The organism is Streptomyces sp. NPDC001880, assembly GCF_053594575.1.
Map to the genome: position 1 here is coordinate 68,398 of NZ_JBSFET010000005.1, position 21,064 is coordinate 89,461.

Annotated in this window: 17 protein-coding genes and 2 pseudogenes; 5 read left to right on the forward strand and 14 right to left on the reverse strand. The window is 71.2% G+C overall.

Annotated elements, in window-relative coordinates; translation table 11 throughout:
• Positions 1-22: 22 nt before the first annotated feature.
• The 6 genes and pseudogenes from trmD to proS all read right to left on the reverse strand — a co-directional run bounded on the left by trmD (position 23) and on the right by proS (position 4,589).
• Positions 23-844, reverse strand: coding sequence for a tRNA (guanosine(37)-N1)-methyltransferase TrmD (trmD, locus tag ACWCQ6_RS04815; protein WP_451085457.1), 822 nt, complete (start codon positions 842-844; stop codon positions 23-25).
• A complete protein-coding gene (gene rimM / locus ACWCQ6_RS04820; RefSeq protein WP_451085632.1) occupies positions 844-1,425 on the reverse strand; it encodes a ribosome maturation factor RimM in 582 nt (193 codons plus the stop codon). The genes trmD and rimM overlap by 1 nt, the downstream gene beginning before the upstream one ends.
• 79 nt (positions 1,426-1,504) lie before the next feature.
• The gene (locus ACWCQ6_RS04825; protein WP_005311361.1) at positions 1,505-1,744 is read right to left on the reverse strand and encodes an RNA-binding protein; all 240 of its coding nucleotides are present in this window, start codon (positions 1,742-1,744) and stop codon (positions 1,505-1,507) included.
• Between the two features lie 2 nt (positions 1,745-1,746).
• Entirely contained in the window at positions 1,747-2,190 is a 444-nt protein-coding gene (rpsP, locus tag ACWCQ6_RS04830) for a 30S ribosomal protein S16 (protein ID WP_451085459.1), read from the reverse strand.
• Positions 2,191-2,347: 157 nt separating this feature from the next.
• A complete protein-coding gene (locus ACWCQ6_RS04835; RefSeq protein WP_030928573.1) occupies positions 2,348-2,941 on the reverse strand; it encodes a hypothetical protein in 594 nt (197 codons plus the stop codon).
• Positions 2,942-3,170: 229 nt separating this feature from the next.
• A pseudogene (gene proS / locus ACWCQ6_RS04840) lies at positions 3,171-4,589 on the reverse strand (proline--tRNA ligase).
• A 241-nt stretch (positions 4,590-4,830) separates the two neighbouring features.
• Here proS and ACWCQ6_RS04845 point away from each other — a divergent pair.
• Positions 4,831-5,691 (forward strand): class I SAM-dependent methyltransferase, encoded by an 861-nt coding sequence (locus ACWCQ6_RS04845; RefSeq protein ID WP_451085461.1) that lies wholly within the window; start codon positions 4,831-4,833, stop codon positions 5,689-5,691.
• Positions 5,692-5,707: 16 nt separating this feature from the next.
• On the opposite strand, the gene ftsH is transcribed toward ACWCQ6_RS04845, so the two are convergent.
• The 6 genes from ftsH to nsdA all read right to left on the reverse strand — a co-directional run bounded on the left by ftsH (position 5,708) and on the right by nsdA (position 15,522).
• Complete coding sequence (gene ftsH, locus ACWCQ6_RS04850; RefSeq protein WP_451085463.1) at positions 5,708-7,621, reverse strand: ATP-dependent zinc metalloprotease FtsH; 1,914 nt, start codon at positions 7,619-7,621, stop codon at positions 5,708-5,710.
• Between the two features lie 209 nt (positions 7,622-7,830).
• Positions 7,831-9,378: a signal recognition particle protein gene (gene ffh, locus ACWCQ6_RS04855; RefSeq protein ID WP_451085465.1), complete on the reverse strand. Its 1,548-nt coding sequence runs from the start codon at positions 9,376-9,378 to the stop codon at positions 7,831-7,833.
• Positions 9,379-9,504: 126 nt separating this feature from the next.
• Positions 9,505-11,961 carry a [protein-PII] uridylyltransferase gene (locus tag ACWCQ6_RS04860; RefSeq protein WP_451085467.1) on the reverse strand — a complete coding sequence of 819 codons (2,457 nt, stop codon included), beginning with the start codon at positions 11,959-11,961 and terminating at the stop codon, positions 9,505-9,507.
• A gap of 29 nt (positions 11,962-11,990) precedes the next feature.
• The gene (locus tag ACWCQ6_RS04865; protein WP_451085469.1) at positions 11,991-12,329 is read right to left on the reverse strand and encodes a P-II family nitrogen regulator; all 339 of its coding nucleotides are present in this window, start codon (positions 12,327-12,329) and stop codon (positions 11,991-11,993) included.
• A complete protein-coding gene (locus ACWCQ6_RS04870; protein ID WP_451085471.1) occupies positions 12,326-13,678 on the reverse strand; it encodes an ammonium transporter in 1,353 nt (450 codons plus the stop codon). The genes ACWCQ6_RS04865 and ACWCQ6_RS04870 overlap by 4 nt, the downstream gene beginning before the upstream one ends.
• Positions 13,679-14,046: 368 nt before the next feature.
• Positions 14,047-15,522: a transcriptional repressor NsdA gene (nsdA, locus tag ACWCQ6_RS04875; RefSeq protein ID WP_451085473.1), complete on the reverse strand. Its 1,476-nt coding sequence runs from the start codon at positions 15,520-15,522 to the stop codon at positions 14,047-14,049.
• A gap of 425 nt (positions 15,523-15,947) precedes the next feature.
• Between nsdA and ACWCQ6_RS04880 the strand changes: the two genes are divergently transcribed.
• Complete coding sequence (locus ACWCQ6_RS04880; protein ID WP_451085475.1) at positions 15,948-16,607, forward strand: bifunctional DNA primase/polymerase; 660 nt, start codon at positions 15,948-15,950, stop codon at positions 16,605-16,607.
• A gap of 86 nt (positions 16,608-16,693) precedes the next feature.
• Here ACWCQ6_RS04880 and ftsY read toward each other — a convergent pair whose 3' ends face one another.
• Positions 16,694-17,905 (reverse strand): signal recognition particle-docking protein FtsY, encoded by a 1,212-nt coding sequence (ftsY, locus tag ACWCQ6_RS04885; RefSeq protein WP_451085477.1) that lies wholly within the window; start codon positions 17,903-17,905, stop codon positions 16,694-16,696.
• A gap of 109 nt (positions 17,906-18,014) precedes the next feature.
• Here ftsY and ACWCQ6_RS04890 point away from each other — a divergent pair.
• The 3 genes and pseudogenes from ACWCQ6_RS04890 to ACWCQ6_RS04900 all read left to right on the forward strand — a co-directional run.
• Positions 18,015-18,322 (forward strand): annotated as a pseudogene (locus ACWCQ6_RS04890) (cytosine permease); the annotation flags it as partial.
• Complete coding sequence (locus ACWCQ6_RS04895; RefSeq protein WP_451085646.1) at positions 18,312-18,482, forward strand: hypothetical protein; 171 nt, start codon at positions 18,312-18,314, stop codon at positions 18,480-18,482. The pseudogene ACWCQ6_RS04890 and the gene ACWCQ6_RS04895, both read left to right, overlap by 11 nt.
• Positions 18,483-18,539: 57 nt before the next feature.
• Positions 18,540-19,514: an LLM class flavin-dependent oxidoreductase gene (locus tag ACWCQ6_RS04900; RefSeq protein WP_451085479.1), complete on the forward strand. Its 975-nt coding sequence runs from the start codon at positions 18,540-18,542 to the stop codon at positions 19,512-19,514.
• Here ACWCQ6_RS04900 and ACWCQ6_RS04905 read toward each other — a convergent pair whose 3' ends face one another.
• Positions 19,515-20,933 carry a sugar porter family MFS transporter gene (locus ACWCQ6_RS04905; protein ID WP_451085481.1) on the reverse strand — a complete coding sequence of 473 codons (1,419 nt, stop codon included), beginning with the start codon at positions 20,931-20,933 and terminating at the stop codon, positions 19,515-19,517.
• Positions 20,934-21,064 lie beyond the last annotated feature (131 nt).

The following is a 21,064-nucleotide window of genomic DNA, read 5'->3' on the forward strand; positions in this document are numbered from 1 at the left end:
ACGCCGGACGTACAGCAGCGGCCTATTCTTCCACGGCCTCGGGCCTGCGCCAAAATCGGCCACCGGGCTCGGGCGCCCAGCCGAGGATGGAGAGCATTTCACGGTCCTTCTTGTCGAACTCCGCGGCGTCGCAGCGTTCGATCAGATCGGGCCGGTTGAGGGCGGTACGACGGAATGCCTCGTCCCGGCGCCACCGGGCGATCCGCCCGTGGTGACCACTGAGCAGCACCTCCGGGATCTCCCGGCCACGCCACTCGGGCGGCTTGGTGTAGACGGGCCCTTCCAGCAGATTGGCCATCGCGCCGGGGGCGAAGGAGTCGTCCCGGTGCGATTCGGCGTTGCCGAGCACCCCGGGCAGCAGCCGGGCGACCGCCTCCGTGATCACCAGCACCGCGGCTTCCCCACCGGCCAGCACATAGTCGCCGATGGACACCTCGATCACCGGCATCCGGGTGGCGTACTCGTCCATCACCCGCCGGTCGATGCCCTCGTATCGGGCCGGGGTGAAGATCAGCCACGGCCGCTCGGAGAGCTCGACGGCGAGCTCCTGGGTGAACGGGCGGCCGCTCGGCGTGGGCACCACGAGCACCGGGGAGTGCGCCCCGGCCTCGTATCCGCCGGCCAGGGCGTCGTCCAGCGCCTCGCCCCACGGCTCGGTCTTCATGACCATGCCGGGGCCGCCGCCGTACGGGGTGTCGTCGACGGTGTTGTGGCGGTCGTAGGTCCAGTCGCGCAGGTCGTGCACATGGACGTCGAGGCGGCCGCGCGCACGGGCCTTGCCGACGAGGGAGACGTTCAGCGGCTCCAGGTACTCGGGGAAGATCGTGACGACGTCGAGGCGCATCAGACGTCCTTCCCGGCCGCGGAAGCCTCGTCGTCGCCCTCTTCGTCCCGCGCGGAGGCGATCACGGCCTGGCTCGCGTCGATCAGGCCGGGCGGCGGAGTGATCACCGCGCGCTGCTCCCCCAGATCGATCTCGGAGACGATCTCCTCGACGAACGGGATCATCACCTCGCTGCCGTCCGGCCGCTCGACGATGAAGAGGTCCTGGGACGGCAGGTGCGTGATCTCGGTGATCCGGCCGATCGCGGTGCCGTCGGCGAGGACCACGTCGAGGTCCATCAGCTGGTGGTCGTAGAACTCCTCGGGGTCCTCGGGGAGTTCCGCCGGGTCGACCTCGGCGATCAGGAGCGTGTTGCGCAGGGCCTCGGCAGCCGTACGGTCGCGGATGCCCTCGAAGCGCAGCAGCAGCCGTCCGCTGTGCACCCGGCCGGTCTCGATCGTCAGCGGTCCGGCGGCGGCCGGTTCGGTGGCGAGCACGGCCCCGGGCCCGAGCCGCAGCTCCGGCTCGTCCGTGCGGACCTCGACGGTGACCTCGCCCTTGACGCCATGGGCACGGCCGATCCGCGCGACTACCAACTGCACCTTGTGTCTCTCCTGTCGTACGACGACGGGCCGGGGCGGGCTCATGGCCCTCCCCGGCCCGTGCCGGTGTTCAACTCTGTCAGCGAACCTGATCCACATCGACGAGGTCGACGCGGATGCCACGGCCGCCGATGGCGCCCACGACGGTGCGCAGCGCGCGCGCGGTGCGGCCGTTGCGGCCGATCACCTTGCCGAGGTCGTCGGGGTGGACCCGGACCTCCAGCACGCGGCCACGGCGCAGGTTGCGCGAGGCGACCTGCACATCGTCAGGGTTGTCGACGATGCCCTTCACGAGGTGCTCGAGAGCCTCCTCGAGCATGCTCAGGCCTCGGTCGACTCGGCGGGCGCAGCCGCGTCAGCAGCCTCGTCCGCCTTCTTGTCGGACTTCTTCGCCTTCTGCGTGATGGCCTCGCCCTTGGACTCGTCGCCGCCGTCCTTGGTCAGAGCCTCGAACAGGGCGCGCTTGTCGGCCTTGGGCTCCGGCTGCTGCAGCGGCGCGGGGGCCGGGAGGCCCTTGTGGGCCTGCCAGTCACCGGTGAGCTTCAGGATCGCGAGAACCGGCTCGGTCGGCTGGGCGCCGACGGACAGCCAGTACTGCGCACGCTCCGAGTTGACCTCGATGCGCGAGGGGTTCTGCACCGGGTGGTACAGGCCGATCTCCTCGATGGCCCGGCCGTCACGGCGGGTACGGGAGTCGGCGACGACGATGCGGTAGTGAGGCGAACGGATCTTGCCCAGACGCTTCAGCTTGATCTTGACTGCCACGGAAGTGGTGTCTCCTGGTCTATGACGTGGTTGGGCACAACAAAGATGCCACGTGGGGTTGCGGTACTCGGGTGCCCGATGGACGCGTCAGCCGGAGGAGAGAGGGGTCCTGTGCGACTGTCGAGTACAGCTAGCCATTGTGCCACACCGCGTCGGGTCACCCCACCGCGACCGCGGCTTCCGGGATCCGGAAGGGCTTTCCGCAGCCTCCGCAGACGATCGGCGCCTGCGCCAGGACCGACGGGACGACCCGCACATTGCGTCCGCAGTCGCAGACGGCCTTGACGCGGACGCCTCCGCCGGAGGAGCCGTGCCGGGCGGCCGGCCCGCGGAAGGAACGCTTGGTGTCGGCGGCGGTGGCGACCGTGTGCGCCTTGAGGGCGCGCTGCAGCCGCTCGATCGTCGGGCGGTACCGGCGCTTGGCCTCGGGGTTGAGGGTGACGAGCGAGAAGCCGCTGCTGGGGTGGGGCTCCTCGGCGTGGTCGAGGCCCAGCTCCTCGGCGATCGCGAGGAATCTGCGGTTGTGGTAGCGGCCGGCGCGCGACGTGTCGCGGACGCCTCGCGCGGCGGCGATGCCGTGGACTGCCTCATGCAGCAGTCGCTCGAAGGAGAGCTCCGCGCCACAGGCGGACGAGGACTCTCCGATCAGGGACTCGGGCGCGGCAAGATCCGGCAGCTCGGGGTGGTACCGCTGAATGTCGGCCCACGCCTGTGCCAGCTCTGCGGCAAGTACAGGTGGTGTCGTGCTCACGTCGTGACAACGAGCACGAGTGCCCCGGTGTTCCGATTCCGGGCCATCCCAAATAATTTGCACGTACCAGTCAGTTGCCCTTGATGCGTCCCGACGCGGGCGGGTGCGCAGAACTGCGGAGAAGTCTCACAGCTCGCACCAAGGTGGTACGTAGCGACGCGTACGCCGGGCGCGTAGGCGGCCCACCGCACGCCGGGGTGCCGGGCGCCCGGGGCTGCGGGGTGGGGCGTCAGTAGGCGCGTGCCACCAGGGCGACAGTACCGGGCGCGTCGTCCGAGTCGGGCACCGACCCGTCCTCGGCCACCAGGCACCGTACGGACACCCCGCGCTCCGCGAGCCGGCCCTCCCCCCGCCGGGCCGAGGGCCGACCAGGCGATACGGGCCCAGCCGCCCGCGACCGCCGCCTCCACCGCCTCCTCCACGGTCGCGACCTCACTGGTGGCCGACTCGCGCCGGCTCCGGGACTCCCGCAGCAGCGCCGCCTGGCCCTCCTCCAGGACCGCCGGGAGCAGCGCGGGCAGGGCCTCGGCCGGGACCGGCTCCTTCCCGCCGGGAACGCGCCTGGCCAGCATCGCGGTGCCGTCCGCCAGGTCGCGCGGGCCGATCTCGATCCGCAGCGGCACGCCCTTCAGCTCCCAGTCGACCGCACGACGGCCGAACGGGGTGTCGGTGCGGTCGTCGACCTCGGCCCTGATCCCCGCCGCGCGCAGCCGTTCCGCCAGGGACCGGACCGCGCCCAGCACGGCCTCGTCCTCCTTGACGGCGAGGGGACGACCGCCTGGACGGGGGCGAGCCGCGGCGGTACCCGGAGGCCGTGGTCGTCGCCGTGGGCCGTGATCAGTCCGCCGACCATCCTGGTCGAGGAGCCCCACGAGGTCTGCCGGACCAGCTCCTGCCTGCCCTCTCTGGAGAGGTAGCTGGTGTGGAAGGCCCTGGCGAAATTGGTGCCGGGCTCGTGGCTCGTGCCCATCTGCAGGGCCTTGCCGTCCCGCATCATCGCTTCGAGCGTGAGCGTGTTGACGGCCCCGGCGAACCGCTCCGCCGGGGCCTTGCGCCCGAGGGCCACGTCGATGCCCCAGCACATTGACCATGAAGTCGGCGTACACCTCGCGGTGGATGTACGCGGCGAAGTCCCGGGCCTCCTCGTCGGTGGCATGGGCGGTGTGGCCCTCCTGCCAGAGGAATTCCGTCGTACGGAGGAAGACCCGCGGACGCATCTCCCAGCGCACGACGTTCGCCCACTGGTTGATCAGGAGAGGCAGATCGCGATAGCTCTGCACCCACTTCGAGAAGTATTCGTTGATGATCGTTTCGGAGGTCGGCCGCACCACCACGGGCTCTTCCAGCCCCTTCCCGCCGCCGTGGGTGACCGTCGCGAGCTCCGGTGCGAAGCCCTCGACGTGCTCGGCCTCGCGTGTCAGGTAAGACTGGGGGTGAAGAGCGGGAAGTAGGCGTTGCGGGCGCCCGCCCCTTTGATCCGGGCATCCATCTCCTGCTGCATCCGCTCCCACAGACTGTATCCGTACGGCCGGATGACCATGGTGCCGCGCACCGGGCCGTTGTCCGCGAGTTCGGCCTTGTTGATCAGATCCTGGTACCAGCGGGGAAAGTCCTCGGCCTGGGGCGTGAGAACGGGTGCCTTTGCCATGGCGCGCATCGTACGGCGACACCACCCAGTGCACGGGGCAACGGGCCCCGGTGCCGGGGGCCCTCCCCACGGACGCACCACTGCGGCACACAGCCATTGACATCGGCCCCCTGCACGCGGCCGCGGATACGCAGTTCTCTGACATACGGGGGAAGCGGTGCGCACGTGATCACGGGGGAACAACCACTCGGGCACTACCGATCGGACACGGCCGACCTCTCGGCGGATTGGGGCGCTTTCCATGACACCAACGCTCGTCCGACACCACAGCCACGCGGAGACGTCCACCCGAACGGCCCCCGGAAACCGTGCCCGGGACTGGGCCGAGATCCAGGAGCGGATGCTGGCACCGCTGTACGAGGCGGTGTACGAACGGCTCGAAGTGGGAGCCGGCACCCGGCTGCTCTCCCTCGGCTGCGGCTCCGGTCTGGCGCTGCTGATCGCGGCCGCCCGCGGGGCGCGTGTCACCGGAGTGGACACCGACCTCGAACGGCTGGCACTCGCCCGGACCCGGCTGCTGCCCGGCCTCGGGAGCGACGCGGGGCCCTTGGACGGGCACCCGAGGCTGCTGGAGGGCGACCCGTCCGCGGCCCGGCCGGCCGACGGAACGCCGTACGACCTGATCACCGCGTTCACCCCGATCGGCTGCTCCTGTGACGACGGCGAGGAGCTGGTGGCCGCGCTGCGGTCCGCGGTGCCGCTGGCCGCGCGGGGCGGCACCGTGGTGCTCACCGGCTGGGGTCCGCCGGAGCGCTGCGCGACGGCGCCCGTGCTGCGGGTGGCGGGACGGCTGTCCGACGGGGACCGGGGCCCGCGCACCGGCGGCTGGCGGACGTCGGGCCGGGACGACCTGGAGGAGCTGGCGTACCGGGCCGGTCTGAATCCCAACGGCTCGGGCCGGGTGGCCTGCCCGTTCGGGTACGCGGACACGGACAGTGCGGTGCGAGGGCTGCTCTCCACCCGGCTCTTCGACGGGGCGGTGCCGGCGACGGACCGGGCCCAGGTGGAGAAGGAGCTCGCTCAGGCCCTTCATCCGCACCGGCGCCGGGACGGCACCATCTGGATGCCGAACGTCTTCCGCTATCTCGTGTGCACCACCTGAGCGACCGCGGCGCCCGCTACTTGGACAGTCGGGCGATGCCGGCCGCCCGGTAGGCCTCGGCCTCGTCCAGCGTCTCGTTCGCCAGAAGCGCGGCGGACAGCGAGTCCAGCCGGTCCCGGTTCTCGCGCAGGAGCCGGCAGGCCACCTCGTAGCACTCGTCGACGATCCGCCGCATCTCGCCGTCCACCGCGTCGAGTGTGGCGGGGGCCGCCGACAGCCCGTACGCCTGCTGGGCGTCGCCCGGGATCGCCGTCAGCCTGCCCACCTTGTGGCTCATGCCCCAGCGCCCGACCATGCCGCGGGCCAGGTTGGTGACCTGTTCCAGATCGCTCTCCGCGCCGGTGGTGATCACGCCGAAGACCACCTGTTCGGCCGCCATGCCACCGAGCGCCCCGACGATGCGGCCGCGCAGGTAGTCCTCGGTGTACGCGTACTTGTCGGCCTCCGGCGTCGAGATCGTGACGCCCAGGGCGCGGCCGCGCGGCACGATGGTGACCTTGCGGACCGGGTCGGCGCCGGGCTGGAGCATACCGAGCAGGGCGTGGCCGCTCTCGTGGTACGCGGTCCTGCGGCGCTCCTCGTCGGACATGACCAGCGAGCGTTCCGCCCCCAGCTGGACCTTCTCCAGGGCGTCCGAGAAGTCGGGCTGGGTGACCTCGGACTGCCGGCGCTTGACCGCCAGGAGCGCGGCCTCGTTGGCCAGGTTGGCCAGATCCGCGCCGGTCATTCCGGGGGTCGTACCGGCCACCTCTGCCAGGTTCACATCGTCGGCGAGCGGGATCTGCCGGGTGTGGATCTCCAGGATCGCCTCCCGGCCGCTCCTGTCCGGCGGACTGACCTGGACGATCCGGTCGAAGCGGCCGGGCCGGGTGAGTGCGGGGTCGAGCACGTCGGCGCGGTTGGTGGCGGCGAGCACGACGACGCCCTCCGAACCGGAGAAGCCGTCCATCTCGGTGAGGATCTGGTTGAGCGTCTGCTCGCGCTCGTCGTGACCGCCCACGCCGGCACCGCCGCCGCGGGCCCGGCCGATGGTGTCGATCTCGTCGATGAAGACGATGGCGGGGGCGACTTTGCGCGCCTCCGCGAAGAGTTCCCGGACCCGGCTCGCGCCGACGCCGACGATCATCTCGATGAACTCGGAGGCCGAGGCCGAGAAGAACGGCACTCCGGCCTCACCGGCGACGGCCCTGGCCAGCAGGGTCTTGCCGGTGCCGGGCGGTCCCGCGAGCAGCACCCCGCCGGGCATCCGGGCGCCCATCTTCCGGTACGCCTGCGGATTCTTCAGGAAGTCCACGACATCGCTGAGCTCGCCCTCGACCTCGTCGATCCCGGCCACGTCCCTGAAGGTGGTGCGCTTGGCACCCTCCAGCTCGACGGGCTTGGGCGGGGCCTTGCGCCCGAAGCCGCCCATCCCGCCGCCCATGCCTCTGGACATCCGCCGGGCGATGAACACCCAGAGCACGATGAGGAGCAGCATCGGTGCGAGCGAGATCAGCAGGTTGGCGAGGAAGCTGCGCTGCTCGACGACCGGCTCGGCGGTGACCGTGACATCGGCCTTGACCAGTTCGGCCCAGAGGTTGTCGTCCGCGAAGGCCGGCCGTTGGGTGACGAACTTGGTGTACTTGTCGTCGCTCCCCGGGACCTTCGCCTCCTTCTTGAGCTGCCCCTGGATGGAATCGCCCTTGGAGTAGATCTTGGAGACATTGCCCGAGGTGACCTGCTTGCTGAACTCCGTGTATGCGATCGTCCGCTGCTCTCCCCCGTTGAAGAAAGAGAGGACCAGATTGGCGATCAGATAGACGGCCAGCGCGGTCAGCAGCAGTCCGCGCCAGCCTCCCGGCATCTTCCGGCCCGGTGGCGGGGGCGGCGGGGCGCCCTCGGAACGCCAGGGCTGGTCGGTCCGGTCACGGGGAGGTACGGGGTTGGTCACGCGCGCTCCTCTGCCGACAGCCGTTGAAGCGACAGTAAGGGAGAAATGCGGGCAAAGCCCTCCCAGGGGCTGCCGGATGGGCTCTTGGAGGGACGGCGGACGACAGCCGTGTGCGGCAGTCACTCCGGAGCCGCACACACCGAAGGGGGCGCCCGCCGGAAAGCGGGCGCCCCCCTAGGACGTGCTGGCCCGTCGAGCCATGGGCCGGTTCAGCCCATGAACTTCTTGAACTCGTCCGGCAGCTCGAAGTTCTTGTCGTCCTGCGCCGGCAGACCGAACGCGCCGCCCTGCGCCGCCTGCTCGCGACGGGCCGCCGCGGCCTGCTCCTCGGCCTTGCGCTTCATCGGGTTGCCGCTCTTGCGCTTGCCCTTGGCCTGCTTGGCCTGCTTCTTCTGCCGACCGGGGCCACCGCCCATGCCCGGCATCCCGGGCATCCCCGGCATGCCGCCGCCCTGAGCCATCTTCGACATCATCTTGCGGGCCTCGAAGAACCGCTCCACCAGGTTCTTCACCGCGCTGACCTCGACACCGGACCCCTTGGCGATACGGGCCCGGCGCGAGCCGTTGATGATCGTCGGCTCGGCGCGCTCCTTCGGGGTCATCGACTTGATGATCGCGGCGGTGCGGTCCACGTCGCGCTCGTCGATGTTGTTGATCTGGTCCTTGATCTGCCCCATGCCGGGGAGCATGCCGAGCAGCTTGGAGATGGAGCCCATCTTCCTGACCTGCTCCATCTGGGCCAGGAAGTCGTCGAGCGTGAAGTCCTTGCCCTTGCTGGACGCCAGCTTGGAGGCCATTTTGGCGGCCTCTTCCTGGCTGAAGGTCTTCTCCGCCTGCTCGATCAGGGTGAGCAGGTCACCCATGTCGAGGATGCGGGACGCCATGCGGTCGGGGTGGAAGGCGTCGAAGTCGTCGAGCTTCTCACCGTTCGACGCGAACATGATCTGCTTGCCCGTGACATGGGCGATCGACAGCGCCGCACCACCGCGGGCGTCACCGTCGAGCTTGGAGAGCACCACGCCGTCGAATCCGACGCCGTCGCGGAAGGCCTCGGCGGTGTTGACCGCGTCCTGGCCGATCATCGCGTCGACGACGAAGAGGATCTCGTCGGGGCTGACGGCGTCGCGGATGTCCGCGGCCTGCTGCATCAGCTCCTCGTCGATACCGAGGCGGCCCGCGGTGTCGACGATCACGACGTCGAACTGCTTGCTGCGGGCGTGCTCGATCGAGTCCTTGGCGACCTGGACCGGGTCACCGACCCCGTTGCCCGGCTCGGGCGCGTACACCGCGACACCGGCGCGGTCGGCGACGACGCTGAGCTGGTTGACGGCGTTGGGGCGCTGGAGGTCACAGGCGACGAGCAGCGGGGAGTGGCCCTGGCCCTTGAGCCAGAGGCCGAGCTTTCCGGCGAGGGTGGTCTTACCGGCACCCTGGAGACCGGCGAGCATGATCACGGTGGGCGGGTTCTTGGCGAACCGCATCCGCCGGGTCTCGCCGCCGAGGATCCCGACGAGCTCCTCGTTGACGATCTTGACGACCTGCTGGGCCGGGTTCAGCGCCTGGGAGACCTCGGCGCCGCGCGCCCGCTCCTTGACGTTGGCGATGAAGGCGCGGACGACGGGCAGCGCGACATCCGCTTCGAGCAGGGCGATACGGATCTCGCGAGCCGTGGCGTCGATGTCCGCCTCGGACAAGCGGCCCTTGCCCCTGAGGTTCTTGAAAGTCGCGGCAAGGCGGTCGGAGAGAGTATCGAACACGGCGCTCGTCGGTCCTCAGGGTCGGGGGCAGAGTGGATTTGGTACCCCAGGGTATCCGGCTCGGAAGAAACGATGACCCCTGCCCGGGAAATCCCGGGCAGGGGTCACAGCGCCTTCCCCCCCGCCTCACACCCGCAGCGCGGCCTCCACCGCGTTCGCCACCGCGAGCGCCCGCTCCTCGGGCAGCGGTTTCCCGTCCGTGTCCGTGACATAGAAGGCGTCCACCGCGTTCGCCCCCAGGGTCGACACATGCGCGCTGCGCACCCGCACCCCGCTCTGCTCCAGCGCCCGGCCGATCCGGTGCAGCAGTCCCGGGGCGTCCTGGGCCCGCACCTCGATCACCGTGGCCAGCCGGGAGCCGGCCGCCGCGACGGTCACCCTCGGCGGCGGGGCCTTCACCCCGCGGCGGCGCGGATGGGCGGCCTCGCGCTCGGCGAGCCGGGCCCGGATGTCCAGGGAGCCGTCCAGGGCGCGTACGAGGTCGGCGCGGAGCCGGGCGGCCTGCGGCAGCGATCCGTACTCGGCCGCGACCCGCCAGCTGAGCAGCAGCGTGTCCGCGCTCTCGCCCGGACCGGTGGGGAGCTCCACGGCGCGCAGGTCGGCGGCGCGCACCGTGAGGCGGTGCAGGGCGAGGACGCCCGCCGCCGCGGGCAGCACACCGGGCTGGTCGGGCAGGGCGATCCGGAGCTCGACGCCGACGGGTTCCGGTTCGCCGTCCTCGTTCGGGGCCTCGCGCTGGGCGCGCAGGGCCAGGACGGGGCCGCCGGTGCGCAGGGCCTCGGCCGCGAGGCGTTCCTGTTCGGCGCCCGGCGCGGCGGGTTCCGGTTCCTCCGGGTCCCGGCCGGCGAGCACGGCGGCGACCCGCCCCACGAGGTCGGCGACGAGAGAGGCGCGCCAGGCGGACCAGGCGGCGGGCCCGGTGGCGAGGGCGTCGGCCTCGGTGAGCGCGTGCAGGAGCTCCAGGGTGGTGGTGCTCCGGACCGCGTCGGCGACCGAGCGGACGGTCGCCGGGTCGTCGAGGTCGCGCCGGGTGGCGGTCTCGACGAGCAGCAAGTGGTGGCGTACGAGGGTGGCGATGACGCCCACGTCGTGCTGGTCGAAGCCGATCCGGGCGGCCATGTCCCGGGCGATGACCTCACCGGCCGCGGAGTGGTCGCCGGGCCAGCCCTTGCCGATGTCGTGCAGGAGGGCCGCGACGAGGAGGAGGTCGGGGCGGTGGACGCGGCGGGTGAGGGCACCGGCGCGGACGGCCGCTTCGACGAGGTGGCGGTCGACGGTCCAGGTGTGGACGGGGTTGCGCTGGGGGCGGCAGTGGACGCGTTCCCAGTCCGGGAGCAGCCGGGTGATCAGCCCTTCGGCTTCGAGCGCCTCCCAGACGGGGACGGTGGCCTCGCCCGCGCCGAGGAGGGTGACGAGTTCCTCCCGGGCCTCGGCGGGCCAGGGCACCGGGAGCGGGCGCGCGGCGGTGGCGAGCCGGCGTACGACGTGGCGGGAGAGCGGGAGCTCGGACTGGGCGGCCGCGGCGGCGGCGCGGAGCACGAGCACTGGATCGCGTTCGGGGCGGGCGGTACGGGCGAGGACCACTTCGCCGTCGGCCTCGACGACGCCCTCGGCGAGCGGGGTGCGTTCCGGCGCGGCCCCCCGGCCGCCGCTCAGCATGGCGCGCAGCCGGGGCCGCACGGACCGGGCGCGCAGCACGCGCTCGACCTCGCGCCAGGTGACGTCGGTGGCGTACGAGACGGTGCGGGCGGCCTCGTAGACCTGGCGGAGCAGGGCGTCGGCGTCGAGCAGTCCGAGTTCGGTGGCGACCTGGTCCTGTTCCTGGAGGGCGAGGCGGTCGGTGGCGCGGCCGGTGGTGAGGTGGAGTGCGTCGCGGGCGTCGAGCAGGACGCGGCAGGCTTCGGCGAGCCCTTCGCGGGGGGCGTCGGCGACCCAGGACGCGGCGACGGCGCGCAGGGCGGTGGCGTCCCGCAGTCCGCCGCGGGCCTCCTTGAGGTCGGGTTCGAGGAGGAACCGCAACTCGCCCTGTCGTTCGGCGCGTTCGCGACAGAGCTCGTGGAGTGCGGGCAGACGCTTGGCGGCCTGGTTGCGCCAGTCGGCGAGGATCGCGGTGCGCATCGCGGCGACGAGTCCGAGGTCCCCGGCGACGGGCCGGGCGTCGAGCAGTCCGAGCTGGACCTTGAGGTCCTCGCCGGCCGTCCTGCGGGCCTCGGCGGGGGTGCGTACGGAGTGGTCGAGGGCGAGGCCGAGGTCCCAGACGGGGTACCAGACGCGGTCGGCGAGGGCGGCGACGGCCGTGGGGTCGGCGTTCCCGTCGTGCAGGATCAGCAGGTCGAGGTCGCTGCGCGGGGAGAGTTCGGAGCGGCCGTAGCCGCCGACGGCGACGAGGGCGGCGCCCCCGGCGCCGGTCTGCCGGGCGGCGGCGGTGAACAGCGCGGTGAGCCAGTCGTCGGTGAGCGCCGCGAGGGCGGCGCGGCGCAGCGGACCGGACCGCGCCTTCTCCCGGAGGAGGCGCAGCCGGGCCGCCGCGTAGCCGCCGGGTTGCGAGTCGGCGGATTCGGTGGTCGTTCCAGTGCTCGTCACCCGGCTGCCTTTCGTCTCGGGAGCGTCGGTCAGAGTGCGTCCGGGCCGCGTTCGCCGGTCCGTACCCGGACCGCGGTGTCGACCGGCACGCTCCAGACCTTGCCGTCACCGATCTTGCCGGTGCGGGCGGCCTTCACGACGGCGTCGATGAGCTGTTCGGAGTCCTCGTCCTCGACCAGGACCTCGATACGGATCTTGGGGACGAGGTCGACGGTGTACTCGGCGCCCCGGTAGACCTCGGTGTGGCCGCGCTGGCGTCCGTAGCCGCTGGCTTCCGTGACCGTGAGGCCCTGGACGCCGAAGGCCTGGAGGGCCTCCTTGATCTCGTCCAGCCGGTGTGGCTTCACGACTGCGGTGATGAGCTTCATACGTCCACCTTCTTCGTCTTCGCTGCTGCCGTGCTGCCCGGGGCCGGGCTCGTGGTGCGCGGGGCCGCGCCGCCGCCCGCTCCGCTGAAGTCGTACGCGGTCTCGGCGTGTTCGACCTGGTCGATGCCGGAGATCTCGTCGTCCTCGGGGACCCGCATCCCGATCGTCCGGTCCAGCAGGAAGGCCAGGATCGCGGAGACGACCAGAGAGTATGCGAGCACGGCGAGGACGCCGACGGCCTGCTTGCCGAGCTGTTCGAGGCCGCCGCCGTAGAAGAGGCCCTTGGCGTCGGACTGGACGCCTCCGGTGGCGAAGAGACCGACGAGGAGGGAGCCCGCGATGCCGCCGACGAGGTGGACGCCGACCACGTCCAGCGAGTCGTCGTAGCCGAACCGGTACTTCAGGCCGACGGCCATGGCGCAGAGCACACCGGCGATCGCGCCGACCGCGATGGCGCCGAGCGGGCTGACCGCGCCGCCGGACGGGGTGATGGCGACGAGTCCGGCGACCGCGCCGGAGGCCGCGCCGAGGGTGGTGAAGGAGCCGTGGCGGAGTTTCTCGTAGCCGAGCCAGGCGAGCATCGCGGCGGCGGTGGCGACCTGGGTGTTGACGAACATCACCGCGCCGACGCCGTCGTCGTTGCCGAGCCACGAGCCGGCGTTGAAGCCGAACCAGCCGAACCAGAGCAGACCGGCGCCGAGCATGACGAGGGGCAGGCTGTGCGGCCGCATCGGGTCCTTCTTGAAGCCGACGCGCCTGCCGATGACGAGGATCACGCCGAGCGCCGCCGCACCGGCGTTGATGTGGACGGCGGTGCCGCCCGCGAAGTCGATGACCCCCATCTCGTACAGCCAGCCGCCCGCGCCCCAGACCCAGTGGGCGACGGGGAAGTAGACGACGGTGACCCAGAGCGTGATGAACAGGGCCCAGGAGGTGAATTTGACCCGGTCCGCGAGAGCGCCGCTGATCAGGGCAGGGGTGAGCACGGCGAACATCAGCTGGAAGACGGCGAAGACATAGACCGGGATGGTGTAGCCGTCCCAGAGCTGGGTGACGCCGATCCCGCTGAGGCCGAGGTAGTCCGGGCTCCAGCCGACGACGGAGCCGATGTCGGCGCCGAAGGCGAGGCTGAATCCGTAGAGCACCCACAGGACCGTGACGATCCCGAGGCTGATGAAGCTCATCATCAGCATGTTGAGGGTGCTCTTGACGCGGACCATGCCTCCGTAGAAGAAGGCCAGGGCCGGGGTCATGAGCATCACCAGGGCGGAGCAGACGAGCATGAACCCGGTGTTGGCGGCAGACAGGGTCGGGGTGTCTGCGGCAAGCGTCGTGATGCCTGGGGGCATCGGCGTCTCCTCGTCGTCGGTGCGGCCGCGTGCGGGCGATCGGAAGCGGCACCACGTGCGGGACCACTGGGCAAAGGTGCGGGCCGGTTATGGCCACGAGGTTCGCCCAGCGCGGTTTCCGCCGATGCCGCACGGTGTTTCACGGCGGTGACGAAGAGGTCGGGTGTGTTACGCCGCCATGAACCGACGGTGGCGCGACCGGTGCCGGGCCCACCCTGCGGCCGGGGCCGCATACGGTGCGGTTACGACTCTTGCGTACGGGCACGGCAACGCGAACCGGCCACGCCGACCACCCGCTGACCTGGCAGTTGGGGGAGCCGAAGTCGGTCTGTACGGGGTGGTCGCCGTGGCCGGGGCCGGGGTGCTGCTCAGACCGCTTCCGCGGTCTCCGGCAGCTGCTCGGTGAGGAGGTCGGTGAGCCTGGCGACTTCGGCGATGTCCCCGAAGTCCCTGGCGGCGGTGTCGACGGTCTTGCGGAGCCGGGTGTTGACCCGTTCGGAGCGGATCCTCTTGGCCACGTGCAGGGCCTGCTCGGCCAGGATCGTGGACTGCTCGGGCTCGCGCTTGAGGAGGTGGACGGTGGCGAGGCCGATCAGGTTGAGCGCGTACGAACGCTGGTGCTCGTCGTCCTCGCCGAAGAGCTTGACGGCCTTCTCCATCAGGGGCTCGGCGAGCATGGCGTACGTGGGGCTGCGGCCCGCCACATAGGCGAGGTCGCGGTAGGAGTGGGAGTTCTCGCCGTTGAGCTCGGCCTCCGAGAAGAAGCGGATCCAGTCGGGCTCGGGCTCGCCGTCGATCCCCACGTCGAGGAAGGTGTCCTCGGCCATCCGGACGGCTCGTTTGCACTTGCTGGGCTGGCCCATGTTGGCGTACGCGCGGGCCTCCATCGCATACAGCATGGCCTGGGTGCGCGGGGTGGCGCAGTCCCGGCTGCCGTACTGCGCGAGGTGGATCAGTTCGAGGGCGTCGTCGGGCCGTCCGAGGTGGATCATCTGACGGCTCATGCTGGACAGGATGTACGAGCCCAGCGGTTTGTCACCGGCCTCCTTGGCGGCGTGGAGCGCGAGGACGAAGTACTTCTGGGCGGTGGGCTGGAGGCCGACGTCATAGCTCATCCAGCCCGCCAGCTCGGCCAGCTCGGCGGCGCACCGGAAGAGCCGCTTGGCGGTGCCCTCCGGCTGCGGCTCCTGGAGCAGGTCGGTGACCTCGTGGAGCTGTCCGACGACGGCCTTGCGGCGCAGCCCGCCGCCGCACTGCGCGTCCCACTGGCGGAACATCGCGGTGGTGGACTCCAGCAGATCGAGCTCGGGGCCGGAGAGCCGGGAGGGGCGGCGGGGCGCGGCCGCGGATTCCGGTTCCGCGGAGCCGGTGGCGGAGACGGGCACCAGCCAGCGCTGCATGGGCTCGATGAGCGCGGGTCCGGCGGCCAGGGCGAGCGAGGAGCCGAGGAATCCCCGGCGGGCGAGCATGAGGTCGCTGCGGGAGAACTCGCTGAGCAGGGCGACGGTCTGCGGGCCGGCCCAGGGCAGGTCGACGCCGGACACGGACGGTGACTGGTGCGCGGAGCGCAGTCCGAGGTCCTCGACTGCGACGACGGCGCCGAAGCGCTCCGAGAAGAGCTCGGAGAGGATGCGCGGGATCGGTTCGCGCGGCTGCTCGCCGTCGAGCCAGCGCCGCACCCGGGAGGTGTCGGTGCTGATGTGGTGGGCACCCATCTGGCGCGCCCGGCGGTTCACCTGGCGGGCGAGCTCGCCCTTCGACCAGCCGCTTCGCACGAACCATGAGCTCAATTGCCCGTTGGGGCGCTTGCCGGCATTCGAATCGCCTGCGCCACTGCCACTCACTGGAACGCCCCCATCCCGCTGAAATACCTGTCGCGCGAACCATTACCAGAATGCCCTGAGCCGATGCCGCCATGCGGCGGGTGCGCGCCATCGAAGAGGAAATCGGGTTGCCTCCGGCATACCCACGGGCGCACATACTTCCATGGTTCGTGTACCGACGGTAATCCTACGATCACCCCCTGGGCGAGGGCGATTACGGAAACGCCACCATTCGCCACCCCTTCGAATGAACGCCACCGCTGTCGAGCGCGATTCACTTGACATTCGGCGATCAGCAGGGGCGCGGTGACGCGCAACGGGGCGCGCGAACAATGGCGCACGACCTCGAATGTCACCAGGCGCACTCCGGATCGAAGGCGACGACGGAGCGTCACGACTCAAGCCCGCGTCGTAACCACCGGCGAGTCGGACCCGTTGGAGGGGGCATGGGCTTCACGATCGGCGGCATCCGCGAGATGCGCACCGGCTCACGGCGCCGCGGCCGTGCGGCCGAGTGCACGGCAGTGGCCGAGTACACGGGACTGTGGGGTTGGGCCGTCGCGCCGGGAGCGCGGGCCGCGGCCGGCCGCTGCTCGTGCGGGCGGGCGGACTGCCCCTCCCCCGGCGCCCATCCGCTGGACTTCGCCCCCGAGGTCCCCGCGGGCGCCACGCTCGACGCGGCGGCCGAGGCGTGGGCCCTGGTGCCGGGCGCCTCGATGCTGCTGCCCGTGGGCCGCGCCTTCGACGTACTCGATGTCGCCGAGGCGGCCGGGCGCCGGGCCCTGGTGCGGATGGAGCGGATGGGGCTGCCGCTCGGCCCGGTCGCGGTGACCCCGTCCGGGCGGGCGCAGTTCTTCGTCGCCCCGGGGGCCGCCGCCGAGCTCCCGCATCTGCTGTACCGGATGGGCTGGGACGACGCGGGGCTGGACCTGCGGGCGCTGGGGCCCGGCTGCCACGTCACCGCCCCGCCGTCCGACGAGGGCGGTAAGGGCCCGGTCCGCTGGCTGCGTCCACCGGTGCTGGACACGGCGGCCGCACCCCCGGAGGCCCGGCTGCTGCTCGGCACACTGGCGTACAGCTGCCATCGCGCACCGCTGTGCGGCTGAGCGCGCCGACGCCGGCCCCGTAATGCCGAAGAGCCCGGCCGCTGCCTGCGTCATGCGGTCGGGCTCTTCGGGTGCGGCGCGAGGTGTCAGTCGCCGATCAGGGCGTCCACGAACGCCTCCGGCTCGAAGGGGGCCAGGTCGTCCGGGCCCTCGCCGAGTCCGACCAGCTTCACCGGCACGCCCAGCTCGCGCTGGACGGCTACGACGATGCCGCCCTTGGCGGTGCCGTCCAGCTTGGTGAGCACGATGCCGGTGATGTCCACGACCTCGGCGAACACGCGGGCCTGCACCAGACCGTTCTGCCCGGTCGTGGCGTCGAGGACCAGCAGGACCTCGTCGAGCGGTCCGTGCTTCTCGACGACCCGCTTGACCTTGCCGAGCTCGTCCATCAGCCCGGTCTTCGTGTGCAGCCGTCCCGCGGTGTCGATGAGGACCACATCGGCACCCTCGGCGATTCCTTCCTTCACCGCGTCGAAGGCGATCGACGCGGGGTCACCACCCTCGGGGCCGCGCACGGTGCGGGCGCCGACGCGTTCGCCCCAGGTCTGGAGCTGGTCGGCGGCGGCCGCCCGGAAGGTGTCGGCCGCGCCGAGCACGACACTGCGGCCGTCGGCGACGAGCACTCGGGCCAGCTTGCCGGTGGTGGTGGTCTTGCCGGTGCCGTTGACGCCGACGACCATCACGACGCCGGGGGTGTCGAGGCCGCTCTCCGTCTTGACCGCACGGTCGAAGTCGGTGCCGAGCAGGGTGAGGAGCTCCTCGCGCAGCAGCGCGCGCAGCCCTTCGGGGGTACGGGTGCCGAGCACGCGGACGCGCTCGCGGAGCCGCTCCACCAGTTCCTGGGTGGGCGCGACGCCGACATCGGCGGTGAGGAGGGTGTCCTCGATCTCCTCCCAGGTGTCCTCGTCGAGGTTGTCGCGGGACAGGAGGGTGAGCAGTCCCTTGCCGAGGGAGTTCTGCGAGCGGGAGAGCCGGGCGCGCAGCCGCACCAGACGGCCGGCGGTGGGCTCGGGCACTTCGAGAGCGGGGGCGACGGGCGCCTCCGGCTCGACGGCCTCGGGGGCCTCCTCGACGGGAGCCTCGGCCTCGGGCGGGCCGACCTCATCAATGGTGCGGCGCGGTTCCTCGCGCGGCGTCTCGGCTTCCTCGCCGACATGGGGCTCGGCGGGAGGAGTGATGGTCGGCGTGCTCGACGGCGCCGGGGGCAGCTGCTTCTTCTTGCGGCTGCTGACCACGAGCCCGCTGATCACGCCGACCGCGACCAGGGCGATGACTACAGCAAGGATGACGAATTCCATAACCCACCCAGTATCAGTCACGTCCGCCCGAGGGGACCGCCCCGAAGGATCCCCAGGACATCCCCTTGAGCGTTATGCACCTTTTGGCGGTAAAGGTACAACCCTGGCCGTGGAGGCTCGCAGCCTGGGGCCCGTTCTCGGCAACGAGCGCACCGGCCGGGTCCGGCCCCTCTTCCCCCCACCCGGGTCGGCGCGAACCCGGCCGCGCTCCTCCTGACCGTCGGCGCCGGGCTCGTCGTCTTCAACGGGCTGAATCTCCGGCAGGTGCCGGCGGCCGCGGTCCTCGCCCCGGCCATAGGCTTCGGACCGGTCGCCCTGGTCTCGATCACCGGCAGCCGGGGCGGGGCGCCCGGCATGGCGATCTTCCGGGCCGTCTTCGGACAGCGCGGCAATCCGCTTCACCGGGGTGCGGTGGTTCACCGGGCCCCTCGCCACCACCTGGATCGGGCACCAGGGGCTGGGCCGGGCGGCCACGATCGCGGTCTCCGCCACTGTGTACGCGATCCTGCCGCACCCCGCCGGAGGGACCCCGAGCGACGGCAGTGAGCCCGACAAGGTCGCACCCCTACACTTCTGACGCTGCGTCAGCTACTGTCCCGCCCGCCGAGTCCGCCCGACGATGGGGACAAGTCTCATGGCCTTCACAGTGGTCCGGTTCAATCTCGTCGATCCCGACGCCACCCCCGAGTCGCTCTCGGCCCGCTACCGCGCCGCGCTGGAGATGGCCGCGTACGCCGACGGGCACGGCATCGACACCGTGCAGACCGAGGAGCACCACGGCGTCGCCAACTCCTGGCTGCCCTCCCCCTTCGTCTTCGCCGGCTCGGTCTTCGGCGCCACCCGCCGGATCGCAGTCACCGTCTCGGCGATCATCGGCCCGCTGCACGACCCGCTGCGGCTGGCCGAGGACATCGCGGTCCTGGACCTGCTGAGCGCCGGCCGGCTGGTGACGGTGGCAGGGATCGGCTACCGGCCCGAGGAGTACGAGCAGGCGGGCGTCGAGTGGGGCCGGCGCGGCAGGCTCCAGGACGAGCTCCTGGAGACGCTGCTGCAGGCGTGGACCGGTGAGCCGTTCCCGTACCGGGGCCGTACGGTCCGCGTCACGCCGCGCCCGTACACCCGGCCCCACCCGCTGCTGCTGGTGGGCGGCAGTTCGCGGGCGGCGGCGCGGCGGGCGGCCCGGTTCGGGCTGCCGTTCTTCCCGAGCGCGCATCTGCCGGAGCTGGAGGCGTACTACCAGGAGCGGCGTACCGAGTTCGGGACGGACGGCTTCTGCATGATGCCCGCCGCCGAGACACCGCTGCTGCACGTGTCACAGGACCCTGACCGTACCTGGTCGGAATACGGCGAGCATTTCCTGCACGAGGCGCGCACCTACGCCTCCTGGCAGTCCAAGGACATCCGCTCCGCCGTGCGTTCGGCGGCGACGACGGTGCCGGAACTGCGGGCCGAGGGGGTCTATCGGGTCGTCACCCCTGAGGAGTGCGCCGCGGCGGCCGCGGAGCTGGACAGCCTGGTGCTGCATCCCTTGTGCGGCGGAATGCCGGTCGAGGAGGGGTGGCGCAGTCTGAGGCTGTTCTGCAAGGCGGTCGCACCGGAAACGTCCTGATCAGCCCATCTCCTCCAGCGCCTTGCCCTTGGTCTCCTTCACGAACTTGAGTACGAAGGGGATCGAGAGCGTGGCGAAGCACGTGTAGATGATGTACGTGCCCGACAGGTTCCAGTCGGACAGGCTCGGGAAGCTCGCGGTGATCGCCCAGTTGGCGATCCACTGCGCGGACGCGGCGACGCCGAGCGCGGCGGCGCGGATCTTGTTGGGGAACATCTCGCCGAGGAAGACCCAGACGACGACACCCCACGACAGGGCGAAAAAAAGCACGAACACATGGGCCGCGACGAGCGCCACGATGCCCTGGGTGCTGGGCAGTTTGCCGTCGACCAGGTCGGCGGAGAAGGCCCAGGCCTCGAAGGCGAGGGCGATGGCCATACCGGTGGAGCCCGCCAGCGCGAGGGGCTTGCGGCCCACCCGGTCCACCAAGACCATCGCGACGACGGTACCGATGATGTTGATGATGGACGTGGTGAACGACCAGAAGAACGAGGCGGTCGGGTCGATGCCGACGGACTGCCAGAGCGTCGCCGAGTAGTAGAACGCCACATTGATGCCGACGAGTTGCTGGAAGACCGACAGCCCGATACCGATCCAGACGATCGGCAGGAAACCGAAGCGACCGCCGAGCAGGTCCGTGAACCTGGACTTGTGCTCGCGGTGCATCGCGGTCTCGATCTCGGTCACCCTGGCATCGAGGTCGACGCTCCTGCCCTCGACCTCCTCCAGGATCCTGCGGGCCCGTTCCTTCTTGCCGACCGAGATCAGGAACCGCGGCGACTCGGGGATCGCGAAGGACAGGAGCCCGTACAGGACGGCCGGGACGACCATCACGCCGAGCATCCACTGCCAGGCTTCGAGGCCGCCGATCCTTCCGCGCTGGTCGCCGTCGGCGAGCTGCAGGATGCCGAAGTTGACCAGCTGGGAGATGGCGATACCGACGACGATCGCCGCCTGCTGGAAGGAGCCGAGCCGGCCGCGGTAGGCGGGCGGCGAGACCTCCGCGATGTACGCCGGGCCGATCACCGAGGCCATGCCGATGGCGAAGCCGCCGATGATGCGCCACATCGCCAGGTCCCAGAGCGCGAACGGGAGCGCGGAGCCGATGGCGCTGATGGTGAAGAGCACGGAGGCGATCTGCATGCAGCGGATGCGGCCGATGCGGTCGGCGATGCGCCCCGCGGTGGCCGCGCCGACCGCACAGCCGATCAGCGCGATGGCGATCACCTGGGCGAGTGTCCCCGAGCCGATGTCGTAACGGCTGCGGATCGCCTCGACTGCGCCGTTGATGACGGAGCTGTCGTAGCCGAACAGGAAGCCGCCCATGGCAGCGGCCGCGGTGATGAAGATGACATGGCCGAGGTGGTCCGGGTGGGCCACTCGGGCTCCGGACGCCGGTCCCTGGGATGTGCTGGTCACATGAGCTCCTGATGCCTGGCCGCGTCGTCAGGTGTGGGGGCGAACTCCTCCAAGTGGCGCATAACTTCCCCACCGCCACCACTTGAACGCAAAATCGCCGCCGCGGACCTCGATCACCGGTCATTCACCCG